Genomic DNA, 15,394 nt, shown 5'->3' on the forward strand with positions numbered 1-15,394 from the left:
GGTGAATATATGCCTCTTAAATATCCTCTTTCCTTAGGTGCATTATGCGTGCTAGTAGGTTTGCAAGCATATGCAGAAGAACAAACCGCATTAGATACTATTACCGTTGATGGAAATGCGACTGAAGTCAAAGCGAATCAAATCAAAAAGACACGTAAAGTGATTCAAGAAGAGCTGATCGCGGATAATTATGACTTGGTGCGTTATGCCACCGATGTCGGCATTAGTGATAATGGTCGGCGCAATAAAGGCTTTGCGATGCGTGGCGTTGAAGGCAATCGCGTTGGTATTAGTATTGATGGGGTGAATTTACCTGATTCAGAAGAAAATTCACTTTACGCGCGTTATGGTAATTTTAATAGTTCACGTTTGAGTATTGATCCTGAATTGGTGCAAGGCATTGATATTATGCGTGGTGCGGATTCTTTCAATGCCGGAAGTGGTTCATTAGGCGGTTCGGTAAATTACCGCACTTTAGGGGCAGATGATATTATTCTGCCGGAACAAAAGTGGGGTGTCTTGCTTAAAAATGGTTATGCCAGTAAAAATCGCGAATGGACCAACACATTAGGTGTTGCCTATAAAGATGATAAATTTGATGCAACATTACTTTATTCTTATCGCAATGGCCATGAGATGAAAAGTCGTGGCAATGGCGAGGACATCTCCGGCAATGCGCGAGGAATTCCTGATCCGTCACATCATAAAAATCACAGTTATTTAGCAAAGATGGGGTATTTTATTACGCCGTCACATCGTGTGAGTGCGTCATTTAACGGTCAAAGTGCGGATAATTTTATTGATGAAAAATCTTATACGCTCAATCTCAGTTCTTGGCGTGAGTCTAAAGATATTGGAAAACGCTATAACGCCAATTTAGCCTATGAATATTTTCCGGAAAATAATCGTTGGTTAAGTTATTTAAGAACCGATTTAGATTGGCAAAAAACAGATATTGGCTCAAAAAACTATAAAGGCGGACGACGCTATAATTCTGATTTTACAAAACTTTTACCGCAAAAGCATTTATATGAAATTCAAGATACGCATATGAATACACGTTTTATGCGTGCCTCATTACGTGCTGAGCTTATGCCATGGGAAAGCCCTTGGGGAAGTCATCAATTCACATTAAGAAGTGGGATTTCGCAAAAAGATTTTGATAACCGTAACAACCATGAATATCCCAACGATAAGGGCAGTAGTGCAAAAGATAGCGAATCTATTCAGCATCCGGTAAGAACACGTTCGTTTTTTGCTCAATTACAAGATAGCGTTACATGGAATGATATGTTCTCTAGTCAATTAGGCGTTCGTTATGACTGGGACGAATTAGTACCACAGGATTTAAAAGCCACTTGCCGTGCTTGTAGTCGTAAACCGGCTTCAAATACCTTTCAAAGTCTAAGTGGATCATTAGGGCTAGACGCACAACTTAATGATATTTGGAAAGTCGGTTATAACATTTCCAGCGGTTTCCGTATTCCAACAGCATCTGAAATGTATTTTTCTTATGAACATCCTGCCGGTAACTGGATTCCGAATCCGGATTTAAAAGCTGAACAGGCATTAAATCAGTCTATTCACATTCAAGCGGCGCATCAATTAGGTCTCTTTGGGCTAAATGTTTATCATACCCGCTATAAAAACTTCCTCACTGAACAGGAATCAACCTATAAAAAATGGAATAAATTTTATAATTCGCATAGTGCCAGCTATGGTCAGCAGCCTTATTACACCACTATCGCACAACAAGCGGTCAATATTGATCGCGCACGGATTTCCGGTTTGGAGTTCAATAGTAAAGTTAACTTAGATCAGGTGATTTCGACAATTCCACAAGGCTGGAAATTCCTTGCTAATCTTGGTTATGCCAAAGGAAAATTGAGTGGCACGGAAGCGAGTTTGCTGTCTATTCAGCCGATTAAAGTCATTTTAGGCGTTGGTTATGAAGATCCGAATGCACGTTGGGGCATTAATGCCAAAGCGAGCTATCTCGGGGCGAAAAAAGCCAAAGATGCGCAAGTTGTCCAATATACCTCAAATTTTGTGAGAGAGGTTAAAACCTATCCTTATCTTAATGGTTCCGCCGTGTTATTCGATTTATATGGCTTTTATAAAGTCAATCGTCATGTCACCTTACGAGCCGGGGTGTATAACATATTGAATCGTAAATATCACACATGGGATACTTTACGCGGGATTAACAAGGTGAGTACAACCGACTCTGTGGATAAAGACAGAAAAGGGCTAGAGCGTTTTTATGCACCGGGACGCAATGTTGCCGGTTCTATTGAAATTCGTTTCTAATTTGCCTTGAATTGCTTTAATTCATTCTAAACAAGAAAGCCCTGATATCTCAGGGCTTTTTTTCTTAAAATAATTGTTTAATTTGTGCGGTGCCTAAATGTCCCGGCAATGTTTTTTGCAGTGTGAAATTGGCATCCAATACTAAACTGGACGGATAACCGCGCACTTTTCCTCGTTTAATGGTTTCTCCCTTTTCATCTAATAATACAATGATGTTTTTGTAATCCAAGCCTTTGTACCACTCAATGAAATCTTGGGTTTCCTTTTCGCCTTTGGCTCCCGGAGAAACGATGGTGATAACGTCAAAGTTTTTGCTTTGATCGGCACTCAGTTCGTTAATTTCCGCTAAGCCGGCAAGACAAATCGGGCACCAAGACGCCCATGTTTTGACATAAACCGGTTTGCCTTTGGTGGTCACTTGATCGAGTGTGACCACGTTATTATTTAAGTCCTTAAATTGAACGTCTTTCAATGTGTTTTCTCCTTCGGCAAAGCTATTTACGCTGAATGCCATGAATAATAATGCAATAATTTTTTTCATAGTTAATATTTCCTTTTATTGTAAGTTATTGGTAATAAGTAAAACGCCCATGACGATAATTAATAATCCGCCGACAATTTTGAATTTACCTAAGTGTTTATTCAGTGCTTTGCTGCGTTTGAGCAGTTCTTGGGAAAACAAAGAGAACAGAACAAACGGGGTAGCCAAGCCGAGTACATAAACCAACATCATTCCTGCGCCATATAATGCAGATCCTTCGTCACCGGAAAGTGCCAACACGGAAGCCAAAATCGGACCGATACAAGGTGTCCAACCAAGACTAAATGTTAGCCCTAAGAAGAAGGCTTCAAAGGAGGCACTTTTCCCTTCGGTTTTTACTTCCACCACTTTGGTTCTTTCTAAGAAATTCAACTTGATAATACCTAATTGGTGAATCCCTAAAATAATGACGATAATACCGGCAATGATTCTGACGTTATCATTAAAGAACAAATTGCCTAGAAAACCGAAGCTAAATCCAAGGCTCACAAAGGTTAAGGATAAGCCTGCAATGAACAAAAAGGTGTTCAGAATCTTTCTGCCGCCTTTTGCCAAAACCCCAAAATAAATGGGAATAATGGGGAAGATACAAGGCGACAAAAAGGAGGCTAAACCGGCAAGGAAAACCGTGCCGATTAATAATTGCTGATCAAACATTTTTTACTCCTTCACCGCATTAATCAGGTAGCCATAGTTTTCTTTTGCCATATCTTCCAATGGAATAAATTTGATGGAAGCGCTGTTAATGCAATAGCGCAAACCACCTTTATCTTTCGGACCATCGTCAAACACATGACCTAAATGGGCTTTTCCGCTACGGCTGATGACTTCCGTTCTGAGCATATTAAAGCTGTGATCGTCTTGATAAGTCACCACCTCTTTGGCAATCGGTTTGGTGAAACTCGGCCAACCGCAACCGGACTCAAATTTATCTTTCGAGGAGAACAACGGTTCGCCGGTAGTGACATCTACATAGATGCCCGGTTTGAAGTTATCCCAATATTCATTACTGAAAGAATGTTCGGTATTTTTGTTTTGTGTCACGCTATATTGTAGCGGAGTTAATTTTGCTTTGAGTTCCGCATCGCTTGGTTTTGGGTAATCTTTTTCGTCAATGATGACGTTATTGGCTTGTTCCAAATCGATGTGGCAATAGCCATTCGGATTTTTCTTTAAATAATCCTGATGGTAGTCTTCCGCTAATACGTAATTGCGTAACGGTTCCACTTCAATTTGAATTTTGTTTTTGTATTTTTCTTGCAGTGTGGCAAGTTCTTTTTCAATCACAGCTTTATCCGCGACATCTTGATAATAAATACCGGTGCGATATTGTCTGCCGCGGTCGTTGCCTTGTTTGTTGACACTGGTCGGATCAATCACTTGAAAATAATATTTCAGTAATTTATCTAACGAAATTTTATTGCGATCATAGGTTACTTTTACCGTTTCTGCGTGATCCGTAATACCGATCATTTGATAACTGGTTTTATCGCCTTTGCCGTTAGCATAGCCGGACACGGCATCTTCCACGCCATAAATTCGCTCCATATAAGCTTCAATGCCCCAAAAACAGCCACCGGCTAAATAAATCTCGTGAAGATCTTTTGTTGCTTCAGACATATTGCTTTTCTCCATAGTTGATTGAACGTGATTTTCTGCCATAACACTTGTCGGGATTGCTGCACAGGATAAAAGTGCGGTCAATATCAGGACTAATTTTGATTTTTTCATAATAATTCCTTTATTACAGATGAAATAATGAAAATGGTACCCTTTCATTTATGTTAGACGGTGTGACTACAAATTACTTACATATTTTTTTCAAAAAAGACAGAAAGAGGAATGAGGCGAGGGGAGGGGAGGAGGGCGAGGATGATCTCATGTCATACACGCCCGAAAAAGAGCTTAAAGCTGGTGATACACCTTCAATGCATATGCATCTGACATGCCGGCAATGTAATCGCAAATCACGCGTTTTTTACCGTTTTCTTCTGCATTCCGCCAGCGGTTGGCGGTGTTGGTTGGGAGTAATCGTTGCGGATCCGAATCAAAAATTTGGAATAGCTCTGTCAAAATACGCTGACCTTTATATTCTACACGTTGCGTTTCCACGTTATTAATCACGTATTTCTGGACAAAATTTTTGAACACTTTCAATACACCCACCACTTCCGCTGGTAATTCGGCGTTATAACGCAACAGCGGATCGCAAAATTCAGATTGAGTTTTCCAACGCACATTGGTGATAAAATAATTCACTAACGCACCGATAGCATTTTTGCGTAAGTAATGTTGATCGGAAAATAGTTTTGCACTGATGTCGTCAATATGTTGTTGCATCCAATCTGATTGACAGTCTTTCAATGCATTCAAGGCCTCTTGCCATTGCTGCACATTGACCACACCAACGACGATGGCATCTTCCAAATCATGCACACCATAAGCGATGTCATCCGCCAACTCCATAATACTACAGTCAAGGGATTTGAAACGGGTCTTTAAAATCTCTTGCGGATTTGACCGCACTTTTTGGAGTGAACCGAATAACGCTCGATCACTTTCAGAAAGCGGTTCGAGCAACCAGCTAAACATATCAAGATCATCACGGAATAATCCTTTCCCCGGTCGCCAGTCAGCGATTTTGACATAGCGAGGATCACTGTGTTGGCTTTCAGCGAATTGATCATATTGTGCAGAAGATACATCCAAAATAGTCGGGTATTTCACAATGCCAAGAATGGTACGGCGGGTTAAATTCATCCCCGCATTGGGCGTGTAAGGTTCAAGCTTGGTGAGCAACCGAAAAGTCTGTGCATTTCCCTCAAAACCACCGTTGTTTCTCATCATATAATTGAGTGCGACCTCGCCACCATGTCCAAAAGGCGGATGGCCGATGTCGTGAGCAAAACACAAACTTTCGATTAAATCATTGGTGGGCAACAAAGGGCTAAGTTGCTTTTGCAACTCGCTTTTATCCTGAGACAGTTGTTGTGCCAAGGTGGCAAAGGCTTCAGCAAATTTGAGTTGCGCCACAAGGCTGCTGCCGATTTGTGCCACTTCCAAAGAGTGGGTTAATCGCGTGCGGTAAAAATCATTTTCGCCCACAGCATGAATTTGCGTTTTTGCCTGTAAACAACGAAAAGCGGCGGAATGGAGAATACGTCCGCGATCCCGACGAAACGGCGGACGATGGTCTTTTTCCCGTGGTTTATCGTCAATAAAACGTTGCTGCCAACGGGGATTAATTTGATTTTTCATGCTATACCAATGCGTAGATCAATTTGAAGACAAGAGGTGCCAAAATTGAGCTAATGATACCGCACAATACTAAAGAAATGGAACTGTAACTCCCTGCTTTTGCATTATTTTCCATACAACTTACCGTGCCTAGCGCATGAGAAATCGCCCCAACGGATAAGCCGATCGCTTCTTGATTTTTTAAGCCAATTTTTTTTAAGAGTAAATAGCCGAAAATCGATCCTTGCAGACCGGCAACAACGACACCCACCGCAGCGACAGAAGGAATCCCGCCCAAATTTTCAGATACTGCCATAGCAATCGGTGTAGTAATAGATTTCGGTAAAATGGTCGCTACAATATCCGGTTTTGCGCCAAGAAGTAACGCCAATGCCGCTCCACTAAACATGGCCAAGAGAGATGCGGACACAGTGGTAATTAAAATAATCTGCCAGTGACGACTAATTTGTCGAAGTTGCTCATATAACGGCACTGCCAATGCCACAATACTGACGCCTAACAAATTATTGAGCGGCGCATTACCAGCCATATAACTATCATAAGGCAAATGAAAGACCAGCAAGACAGCCACTAACATTAGCACGGTTAACACAAAACTGTTTAATACCACCGATTTCCAGCGTTGATTGATTTTCACTGCCAACGTGAAAGCTAAAATTGTCAATAACGTATATGCATAAATAAGATAAGACATCATTCCTCCTTCGCCCGTTTTTTCATGATTTTATGTTTGAGGTGCGTAAAGGATTTGAGGGAAAACAAATAATCAGAAAGTAAACCGATTACAACCAAGGTGACGCAAGTACTGATAATATTCGGCAACAACAATTCTTTCATTTGATCCATGAGCAAGCCGGAATATTTGACGATTCCCACACTGACCGGCACAAATAATAACGCCATATAACGAATTAAAAGACGGGAAGAAAACATCACCCACTCCACTTTGACGATACGCAAAATTAAGCAGGTAAACAGCAGTAATAACCCCCAAATACTCGATGGAATACCAATAGGTACGTAATGGGCGACTAAACCGCCAAGATAGAGCATAAGATAAAGAATGAGCAACGATCTTGCTAATTCAAACGCTTTCCGATACATAAACAAACTCAACTTTTTTTAAACTTTAAAATAAAGATGTAAGGTCATTCTACGCCTATTTTAGTACTTAGGTTAGTACTTCGGGGGGAATTTTTTATGACAAATTTTCTGCATTTGTTAGATAGGATCCTAAAAGCCTCATTTTATCGTTGATAAATTGTCTCACTATAACGATAATTGGCAAACTTTACCCACCTGTTTTATATCGTAAAATTTAGGATAAAAAATGTTTAACCTTATTATTGCTGTTCTTTGCAGCGTTGCGGTGTCTGTCTTACTAAAAGTCGCGCGCAAACGTCATATCGAGATTCAACAAGCCATTGCCTTTAACTATATTGTGGCGTTGTCACTGAGTTGGTTTTTATTGAAACCGGATTTCAAAGGGCTTGAATTTACTGACTTTATCGCACAAAGCGAAAATACGCCGATTTTCTTAGCATTAGGTATTTTGTTACCAAGCGTATTTATTATTATGTCCAAAGCCGTGGAATTCGCCGGTATTGTACGTTCTGATGCGGCACAACGCTTATCCTTATTTTTACCTATTCTCGCTGCGTTTTTAATTTTTCACGAAACCCTAAGTCAATCAAAAGTCGTTGGTATTGTGTTGGCATTTGTCGGGTTGTTTTGCCTTTTAAGCAAACCGAATCAACAAAGTGCGGTCGACAAAAAACAACGTTTTTTGAACGTTGGTTATACCAACGGCCCCGAAGGGGTGAGTAAGCGAACAAGTGAGCTTACGAATAATTTTCGAGGTGTTTTAGGCTTAGTCGGTGTGTGGTTTGGTTATGGCATCATCGATATTTTGTTTAAACAAGTAGCGAAAAGCGGGGGAGCATTCCCAACGACGCTATTCATTGCGTTTTCCTTGGCTGCCTGCATTATGTTTATTTACTTGTTATTCAAACGAACTCAATGGAATGTCGCCAGTTTTGTGGGCGGCATTATTTTAGGTGTGCTGAATTTCTTCAATATTCTATTTTATATTAAAGCTCACCAGAGTTTTGGTTCGAATCCAACATTAGTTTTTGCCGGCATGAACATTGGGGTGATTTGTTTAGGTACGATTACCGGCGCATTAATTTTTAAAGAAAAAATCAGTAAAGTTAACTGGTTAGGCATTGTATTCAGCTTGTGTGCAATTTTCTGTTTGTATTATCTCGATAAAATCTTGGCTTAAATTTGAGAAAAATGATGGCAAAAAACGATTTCAGCTTTTTCATTTACGACTATGAAAGTTTTGGTGTCAATCCGGCAACCGATCGCCCGGCGCAATTTGGCGGCATTCGTACAGATGCGGATTTTAATATTATCGGCGAGCCCGTTGTGTTGTATTGCAAGCAAACCAACGATTATTTACCCGCTCCGGAAGCGGTGTTAGTGACAGGCATTACCCCACAGGAGTGTAATGAAAAAGGCCTGCCGGAACCTGATTTTGCCGCTCGAATTTTACAGGAATTCAGCCAACCAAATACCTGTGTCATGGGCTTTAATAACATTCGTTATGACGATGAAATGACACGCTATACCTTTTATCGTAATTTTATTGATCCTTATGAATATAGCTGGAAAAACGGTAATTCCCGTTGGGATCTATTGGATTTAGTGCGTGCGTGTTATGCCTTGCGTCCCGATGGCATTGAATGGCCTTTAGATGATGAAGGCATGCCGAGTTTTCGTTTAGAAAAATTGACAAAAGCCAATGGAGTAGAGCATACCAATGCGCATGATGCCATGTCTGATGTATATGCTACTATCGAAATGGCAAAATTAATTAAGCAAAAACAGCCAAAGTTATTTCACTATTTCTTTGAAAATCGTGGAAAAAAAGAGATTGAAAAGCTCATTAATACCGCAGAAATGACGCAGTTAGTGCATGTATCGGGAATGTTAGGAAATTACCGCGGAAATACGACATTAATTGCCCCTTTAGCTTGGCACCCAACGAATAAAAATGCGGTGATTGTGTGTGATTTAACGGCAAATATTGATGACCTACTGACAAAATCGGTAGAGAAATTGCGTGAAAATCTTTATACGAAGAAAGAAACGTTGTTAGAGACTGGCGTGCTTCCTGTTCCATTAAAGCTCATTCATATTAATAAATGTCCTATTGTGGCACCGGAGAAAACCTTATTGCCTCAAAATGCCGAACGTTTAGGGATTGATAGAGCATTATGTATGCAAAATCAGCAACGTTTGTTGGCATCTCAGGATATTCGTCAAAAAGTCATGGATATTTTTCAACAAGAACGTGAATTTGAGGCATCTGATAATGTTGAAACTGAACTTTATAGTGGCTTTTTTAGTGATGCAGATAAAAACAATATGGCGATTTTACGCACTTTGGAGCCCGAAAAGCTTGCTGAACATAATCTGAGTTTTCAAGACCCAAGAATCCCTCAATTGTTATTTCATTATCGTGCCAGACATTTTTACCGCACCTTAAACCGTTCTGAACAAATTAAATGGCAAAAATATTGTCGGAAAAAACTAGACTCTGAAATTTTACAATTTGAGCAAAGTCTTCAAGCGTTAGCCGCACAACATGCAAACAATGAAGAGAAGCTGATTTTATTACAAAAAGTTTATGAATATGGCAGTAAACTCATTAGTTAGAAAGTGCGGTTAAATTTTTTAATGTTTTTAACAGTATAAAAGAGACAACGTCACTAAACAGCCCGTAATCAGAAAACACGCTGGATAACATTCAGCGTGTTTTTTATGTATTTTAAAAATCTCACATAATCAATCTACCAACCGACTCAGATTTTACGTAGCGCAATCTCTATCTCATGTTATTTTCAAATTCATTTTCTCTTGAAAGAAAATTGACATTTCAAAATGAAAGTCTATAACTTCATTTTTTATTTGTGACATACCTTATTAAAACAAGATTCTGTCTAGTTTAACTAGCACGTGTGACTTGTGCATAAGTCTGTGATCTTCTTAATCCGTAGCTTTTGCTTACCCGATAACTAATTTCGCATAATGTATATTATGTTAAATAATATATTATCAAAGTCACAATTTAACTTCACTACTCTTATTACCGTGTAACATTATCACGTCGAGATTTTTGAGATTTTTGAGATTTTGAATCGTTAAACATCGTTAGACGTTAAAATCTATTTTCAGGAAGGAAGAATTGAATGGAATATGCATACAATCATATAGATTGCTATCGTCTTCTTTTTATCGAAACACATAATCAGTCAACCTGATTGCAATTGAGAATTCATTTCAAGAAAAATATCTAAATGAGAATAGTTGTTGTTATAAATACATTTAAAATTAATAAGTTATCACGTATAAATGAAAAAATAGTTTGACGATTATCAATTAGGTGTATAGAATGCGCCCAGCAAATTAAGTTGTATTGTGATTGTCTTATAAATCATTAAGGAAAGGAGTTAGTTATGCTTAGCAAAGCAATTACGACCAAATTAAATGAACAAATTAACCTTGAGTTTTATTCATCAAATGTTTATTTACAAATGAGTGCATGGTGCGATAACCATGGTTATGAAGGTGCGGCAGCGTTCTTACTTCGTCATGCTGATGAAGAATTAGAACATATGCAAAAGCTATTTACTTATGTCAGTGAAACCAGCGGAATGCCTTTATTAGGTAAAATTGATGCACCTAAACACGATTATACTTCATTAAAAGAAGTTTTTGAGACAACGCTTGAGCACGAAAAACTTGTGACCTCAAAAATTAATGAGTTAGTTGAGATTACTTTTGCAGAAAAGGATTACTCTACTTTTAACTTCTTACAATGGTATGTGGCTGAACAGCATGAAGAAGAAAAATTATTTAGCACTATTGTTGATAAATTCAAACTTCTTGGTGAAAGCGGTACCGCACTTTACTACATTGATCGTGAATTAAAAACGTTATAAGAATTTAGGAGAAATAAAATGTTATCAAATAATGTAATTAAGCTATTAAACGACCAAATGAATTTGGAATTTTATTCTTCAAATTTATATTTACAAATGAGTGCATGGTGTGAACAACAAGGTTTTGAAGGCGCGGCTAAATTTTTATCTGCGCATGCAGCCGAAGAAATGCAACATATGCGTAAATTATTTACCTATTTAAATGAAACAGGTGCGTTGGCAGTGATTACTCAAATTGATGAGCCACCACATCAATTTAAATCATTAAAAGAAGTTCTTGAATTAACGTATCAACATGAAAAATTAATTACCAGTAAGATCAATGAGTTGGTTGGTAGAACTTTTGAAGAGAAAGACTACTCTGCATTCAACTTCTTACAATGGTATGTTGCAGAACAACACGAAGAAGAAAAATTATTCAGTCGTATTTTGGATAAATTAAATCTTCTTGGTGAAGATGGTAAAGGCTTGTTCCTTGTTGATAAAGATTTAGCGGCATTAGCAACAGCAAGCAACTAATCTTTCTAAAACAAAAAAGGCTAGGTTTTACAACTTAGCCTTTTTTATCATATCTCATCCGATAAATGCTAAATTTCAGATGAAATTTACTCCACGCAATTATTTCTTCCGCTCTACCCACTTGCCATCCACAAAATCAACAATCCATTTGGTGGCTTTGCCATTTTTTTCGGAGGTAACATATTGGCGTTTTTCTTTGCGACTAAAACGAATAATGGCCACGTTGCCTTCCGGATCGACTTGTGGTGCATCGGCTAAGTAGCGCAATTTCTCCGGTAAACGCTCACGATACAACGCCAATTCTGCCACTTTCGGGGCACGAGTTTCGCGAGATTTCGGAAAATTATGCGCAGACATAAATACACCGCTGGCACCATCACGGAGTACAAAATACGCATCGGATTTTTCGCATTTCAATTCGGGGAAATGAATCGGGTCTTCTTTTGGTGGTGCAACTTCACCATTTTTTAAAATTTTACGGGTGTTATCACATTGCGTACAAGCCATATATTTACCAAAACGACCAAGTTTTAGATGCATATCGCTGCCGCATTTATCACATTCAACAACTGGGCCGTCATAACCTTTGATTTTGAATTTACCTTCTTCAATTAAATAACCGTCACAATTCGGATTGTTACCACAAATATGCAATTTACGATGTGGATCAAGAATATAGCTATCCATTGCTGTACCACATTTCGGGCAACGCTTACGCTCCATTAATGCTTTGGTTTCAGACGCTTCATCTAACACGTTTAATAATTCGGCTTCCGGAATCAAGTTAATGGTGGTTTTGCAACGTTCCTTTGGCGGTAAGGCATATCCGGTACAACCTAAAAACACACCGGTACTAGCGGTTCGAATTGCCATATTACGGCCACAAGTCGGGCAAACAATATCTGTTTCGACCAAATTATTCGGGCGCATTCCGCCTTCTAATTCATCTAATTCTGCCTTTGTTAACTGCGTAGAAAAATCTTTGAAGAATTGGTTTAATTCCGTTTTCCAGTCTTTTGTACCGGAAGCAATTTGGTCTAACACATCTTCCATATTGGCAGTGAAATCGTAACTCATTAAATCAGCAAACGACTGATTTAAGCGATCGGTCACAATTTCCCCCATTTTTTCTGCATAAAAACGGCGATTTTCTGTACGCACGTAACCGCGTTCTTGAATCGTAGAAATAATGGCCGCATAAGTTGAAGGTCGGCCAATCCCCCGTTTTTCCAGCTCTTTTACTAATGCTGCTTCAGAAAAACGAGCCGGTGGTTTTGTGAAATACTGTTGAGGTTCCACACTTAACAAATTCAGTGTGGTATTTACGGCCACATCAGGCAAGGCCTGATCTTCCGCTGATTTTCCGGATTGTGGCAATACTTTTGTCCAACCATCAAAGCGTAAAATACGCCCTTTGGCCGTTAAGGTGTAATCCCCTGCTCTGACCGTTAAAGTAGTACTGTCATATTGAGCCGGCGGCATTTGGCAGGCTACAAACTGGCGCCAAATTAAATCATATAAACGCACAGCATCTTTTTCCATCCCCACTAAATCACTCGAACCAATTTGAATATCTGATGGACGAATCGCTTCGTGGGCTTCTTGTGCATTTTCTTTGCTGGAATAGAAATTCGGCTTGGTCGGCAAATAAGGTGCGCCATAGTGTTTTTCAATATAACTGCGCACCATATTTAACGCATCTTGACTCAAATTAGTCGAGTCCGTACGCATATAAGTAATATAACCGGCTTCATATAAACGCTGTGCCAACATCATGGTTTTCTTCACACTAAAACCCAAACGGGTGCTGGCTGTTTGTTGTAATGTTGAGGTAATAAACGGTGCGCGCGCTTTAGAACTGGTCGGTTTCGTTTCTAAATCAGAAATGACATAATTAGATTTAGCTAAAAAATCCACCGCACTTTGTGCCTGTTCCGCATTTTTCGGCTCAAATTTTTTACCTTTAAATTGCGCAACATCTAACTGAATTTCATCACCTTTCGGTGTGTTAGTAAGAACGGAAACTTCCCAATATTCTTGTGGCACAAACGCCTTAATCTCACGCTCACGTTCTACAATTAATTTCACCGCCACCGATTGCACACGGCCGGCAGATAACCCACGCGCCACTTTTTTCCACAGCAACGGCGACACCATAAAACCGACAACACGATCTAAGAAACGGCGCGTTTGCTGCGCATTCACCCTATCCATGTTTAAATTTTCAGGATGTTCAAAGGCTTGTTTAATGGCGTTTTTGGTAATTTCGTTAAAGACGACACGGCTATAGCGTTCATCATCGCCACCAATCACCTCGCGTAAATGCCAAGCAATGGCCTCTCCTTCTCTATCCAAGTCGGTGGCGAGATAAATATGATCGGCTTTTTTGGCGAGGGATTTCAATTCAGCAACGACTTTTTCTTTACCGGGTAAAATCTGATAGTTGGCTTTCCAACTGTGATATGGGTCGATCCCCATGCGTTTGACTAAAGCATCTTGTTCTTTTTGTTGTTTTATCGCTTGCTTTTCTTCCGCACTAAGACCTTTGGTGGAAATAGGTTTGGCTTTCTCTCCGGTCGCGGAACCCACCGTCGGCAAATCACGAATATGGCCCACGCTGGATTTCACTACATAATTGTTTCCTAAATATTTATTAATGGTTTTCGCCTTCGCCGGCGACTCCACAATAACCAAGGATTTTGTCATTATTATTACCTAATTTCGATTAACTTGTATAAAATTGCCCGCTATATTGCTAACTATCTTCAAGTAGGTCAACTACTTTTTTCCAAAAGGCATCAGAAATGGATAAACTCAACGCAATTTCAATTTTTTGCAAAGTGATTGAAACTCAAAGTTTTACCAAAGCGGCCGCATTGCAAAATATCTCCGTTGCTATGGCAAGCAAATTGGTTTCTCAATTAGAAGAACAGTTAAAAACACGTTTGTTACAACGAACCACCCGTAAGATTGTGCCAACGGAGGCCGGCAGCCTCTATTATCAACATTGTCAACCCATTCTATTGGAATTGGAGGAGGCTGAATCCAGCATCAGTAATCTTTCCACCTCTCTGCAAGGCAATTTAACCGTTTCTATCCCACGGGATTTTGGTTTGCGATTTATTACGCCGAATTTAGCGAGTTTTGTTAAAACCCATCCGAATTTACACATGGAAATTGAGTTTAACGATCGCATGATTGATTTGGTCAGCGAAGGATTTGATTTAGCTTTGCGTATTGGTTATCTGCAAGACAGTTCCTTGGTGGCAAAGAAAATTGCGACCTCCTCAATGCACTTTGTCGCTTCGCCGGAATATTTAGCCACACATGGCACACCACAAACGCCGGAAGAATTAGAACATCACGACTGTCTTTTATACAAAGCCACAGGCAACCAAATTTATTGGGAATTTAACAAACACAATAAAATTCAGCGTATTAAAATGCGTTCCAAACTGGTGTGTAATAATGGCTTAACCCTTGCTTCATTGTGTGTTGATGGTGTTGGCATTATTAACACACCGCGCTTCTTTGTGGAGGAAGAATTGGCTTCAGGAAAATTGGTGGAAATTTTAGCGGATTACCGACAACAAGAGTTGGATTTACATATTGTTTATCCACACCGCCGTCATTTGTCAGCGAAAGTCAAAGCCTTCATTGATTTTATTACTCGGCTGGATTTATGTAAGACAAAACCGTAAAAGAGCGGTCGTTTTTAAGTGGATTTTCGTTTTACGTGACCTTACAATTAAGCAAG

13 protein-coding genes are annotated in these 15,394 nt (G+C 39.5%); 6 read left to right on the forward strand and 7 right to left on the reverse strand.

The window, feature by feature from the left end; all coding sequences use genetic code 11:
* Window positions 1-9 precede the first annotated feature (9 nt).
* Window positions 10-2,310 carry a TonB-dependent hemoglobin/transferrin/lactoferrin family receptor gene (locus J5X96_RS06290; RefSeq protein ID WP_209362378.1) on the forward strand — a complete coding sequence of 767 codons (2,301 nt, stop codon included), beginning with the start codon at window positions 10-12 and terminating at the stop codon, window positions 2,308-2,310.
* Between the two features lie 64 nt (window positions 2,311-2,374).
* Here the strand turns inward: J5X96_RS06290 and J5X96_RS06295 are convergent, their stop codons facing one another.
* The 6 genes from J5X96_RS06295 to J5X96_RS06320 form a co-directional block, all read right to left on the reverse strand.
* On the reverse strand, window positions 2,375-2,851 hold the full coding sequence (locus J5X96_RS06295; protein ID WP_021616235.1) for a redoxin family protein: 477 nt from the start codon (window positions 2,849-2,851) through the stop codon (window positions 2,375-2,377).
* Between the two features lie 15 nt (window positions 2,852-2,866).
* The gene (locus J5X96_RS06300) at window positions 2,867-3,508 is read right to left on the reverse strand and encodes a cytochrome c biogenesis protein CcdA (RefSeq protein WP_209362380.1); all 642 of its coding nucleotides are present in this window, start codon (window positions 3,506-3,508) and stop codon (window positions 2,867-2,869) included.
* Between the two features lie 3 nt (window positions 3,509-3,511).
* Window positions 3,512-4,582 (reverse strand): peptide-methionine (R)-S-oxide reductase MsrB, encoded by a 1,071-nt coding sequence (gene msrB, locus J5X96_RS06305; RefSeq protein WP_209362382.1) that lies wholly within the window; start codon window positions 4,580-4,582, stop codon window positions 3,512-3,514.
* A gap of 174 nt (window positions 4,583-4,756) precedes the next feature.
* Window positions 4,757-6,109 carry an anti-phage deoxyguanosine triphosphatase gene (locus tag J5X96_RS06310; RefSeq protein ID WP_209362383.1) on the reverse strand — a complete coding sequence of 451 codons (1,353 nt, stop codon included), beginning with the start codon at window positions 6,107-6,109 and terminating at the stop codon, window positions 4,757-4,759.
* A gap of 1 nt (window position 6,110) precedes the next feature.
* Entirely contained in the window at window positions 6,111-6,806 is a 696-nt protein-coding gene (locus J5X96_RS06315; protein WP_209362385.1) for a CidB/LrgB family autolysis modulator, read from the reverse strand.
* Entirely contained in the window at window positions 6,803-7,213 is a 411-nt protein-coding gene (locus J5X96_RS06320) for a CidA/LrgA family protein (RefSeq protein ID WP_209362387.1), read from the reverse strand. The genes J5X96_RS06315 and J5X96_RS06320 overlap by 4 nt, the downstream gene beginning before the upstream one ends.
* A 226-nt stretch (window positions 7,214-7,439) precedes the next feature.
* On the opposite strand from J5X96_RS06320, the gene J5X96_RS06325 reads away from it, so the two are divergent.
* The 4 genes from J5X96_RS06325 to ftnA (J5X96_RS06340) all read left to right on the forward strand — a co-directional run bounded on the left by J5X96_RS06325 (window position 7,440) and on the right by ftnA (J5X96_RS06340) (window position 11,637).
* Entirely contained in the window at window positions 7,440-8,393 is a 954-nt protein-coding gene (locus J5X96_RS06325; protein WP_209362389.1) for an EamA family transporter, read from the forward strand.
* A gap of 11 nt (window positions 8,394-8,404) precedes the next feature.
* Window positions 8,405-9,832, forward strand: a complete 1,428-nt coding sequence (sbcB, locus tag J5X96_RS06330) for an exodeoxyribonuclease I (protein WP_245193451.1) — start codon at window positions 8,405-8,407, stop codon at window positions 9,830-9,832.
* Between the two features lie 800 nt (window positions 9,833-10,632).
* Entirely contained in the window at window positions 10,633-11,118 is a 486-nt protein-coding gene (gene ftnA / locus J5X96_RS06335; protein WP_209362391.1) for a non-heme ferritin, read from the forward strand.
* A gap of 18 nt (window positions 11,119-11,136) precedes the next feature.
* A complete protein-coding gene (ftnA, locus tag J5X96_RS06340; RefSeq protein ID WP_021616226.1) occupies window positions 11,137-11,637 on the forward strand; it encodes a non-heme ferritin in 501 nt (166 codons plus the stop codon).
* Window positions 11,638-11,736: 99 nt separating this feature from the next.
* On the opposite strand, the gene topA is transcribed toward ftnA (J5X96_RS06340), so the two are convergent.
* Window positions 11,737-14,343, reverse strand: a complete 2,607-nt coding sequence (topA, locus tag J5X96_RS06345) for a type I DNA topoisomerase (protein ID WP_209362392.1) — start codon at window positions 14,341-14,343, stop codon at window positions 11,737-11,739.
* Between the two features lie 98 nt (window positions 14,344-14,441).
* Between topA and J5X96_RS06350 the strand changes: the two genes are divergently transcribed.
* Entirely contained in the window at window positions 14,442-15,338 is an 897-nt protein-coding gene (locus J5X96_RS06350; protein ID WP_209362394.1) for a LysR family transcriptional regulator, read from the forward strand.
* Window positions 15,339-15,394 lie beyond the last annotated feature (56 nt).

The organism is Aggregatibacter sp. 2125159857 (genome assembly GCF_017798005.1).
Classification (GTDB): domain Bacteria; phylum Pseudomonadota; class Gammaproteobacteria; order Enterobacterales; family Pasteurellaceae; genus Aggregatibacter.

What these genes read in the sequence shown, in the direction of transcription:
- J5X96_RS06325 (WP_209362389.1), top strand. Translation starts at nt 7,440, where the DNA reads ATGTTTAACCTTATTATTGCTGTTCTTTGCAGCGTTGCGGTGTCTGTC.
- J5X96_RS06310 (WP_209362383.1), bottom strand. Translation starts at nt 6,109, where the DNA reads ATGAAAAATCAAATTAATCCCCGTTGGCAGCAACGTTTTATTGACGAT.
- ftnA (WP_021616226.1), top strand. Translation starts at nt 11,137, where the DNA reads ATGTTATCAAATAATGTAATTAAGCTATTAAACGACCAAATGAATTTG.
- topA (WP_209362392.1), bottom strand. Translation starts at nt 14,343, where the DNA reads ATGACAAAATCCTTGGTTATTGTGGAGTCGCCGGCGAAGGCGAAAACC.
- sbcB (WP_245193451.1), top strand. Translation starts at nt 8,405, where the DNA reads ATGATGGCAAAAAACGATTTCAGCTTTTTCATTTACGACTATGAAAGT.
- J5X96_RS06295 (WP_021616235.1), bottom strand. Translation starts at nt 2,851, where the DNA reads ATGAAAAAAATTATTGCATTATTATTCATGGCATTCAGCGTAAATAGC.
- J5X96_RS06290 (WP_209362378.1), top strand. Translation starts at nt 10, where the DNA reads ATGCCTCTTAAATATCCTCTTTCCTTAGGTGCATTATGCGTGCTAGTA.
- J5X96_RS06315 (WP_209362385.1), bottom strand. Translation starts at nt 6,806, where the DNA reads ATGATGTCTTATCTTATTTATGCATATACGTTATTGACAATTTTAGCT.
- J5X96_RS06350 (WP_209362394.1), top strand. Translation starts at nt 14,442, where the DNA reads ATGGATAAACTCAACGCAATTTCAATTTTTTGCAAAGTGATTGAAACT.
- ftnA (WP_209362391.1), top strand. Translation starts at nt 10,633, where the DNA reads ATGCTTAGCAAAGCAATTACGACCAAATTAAATGAACAAATTAACCTT.
- msrB (WP_209362382.1), bottom strand. Translation starts at nt 4,582, where the DNA reads ATGAAAAAATCAAAATTAGTCCTGATATTGACCGCACTTTTATCCTGT.
- J5X96_RS06300 (WP_209362380.1), bottom strand. Translation starts at nt 3,508, where the DNA reads ATGTTTGATCAGCAATTATTAATCGGCACGGTTTTCCTTGCCGGTTTA.
- J5X96_RS06320 (WP_209362387.1), bottom strand. Translation starts at nt 7,213, where the DNA reads ATGTATCGGAAAGCGTTTGAATTAGCAAGATCGTTGCTCATTCTTTAT.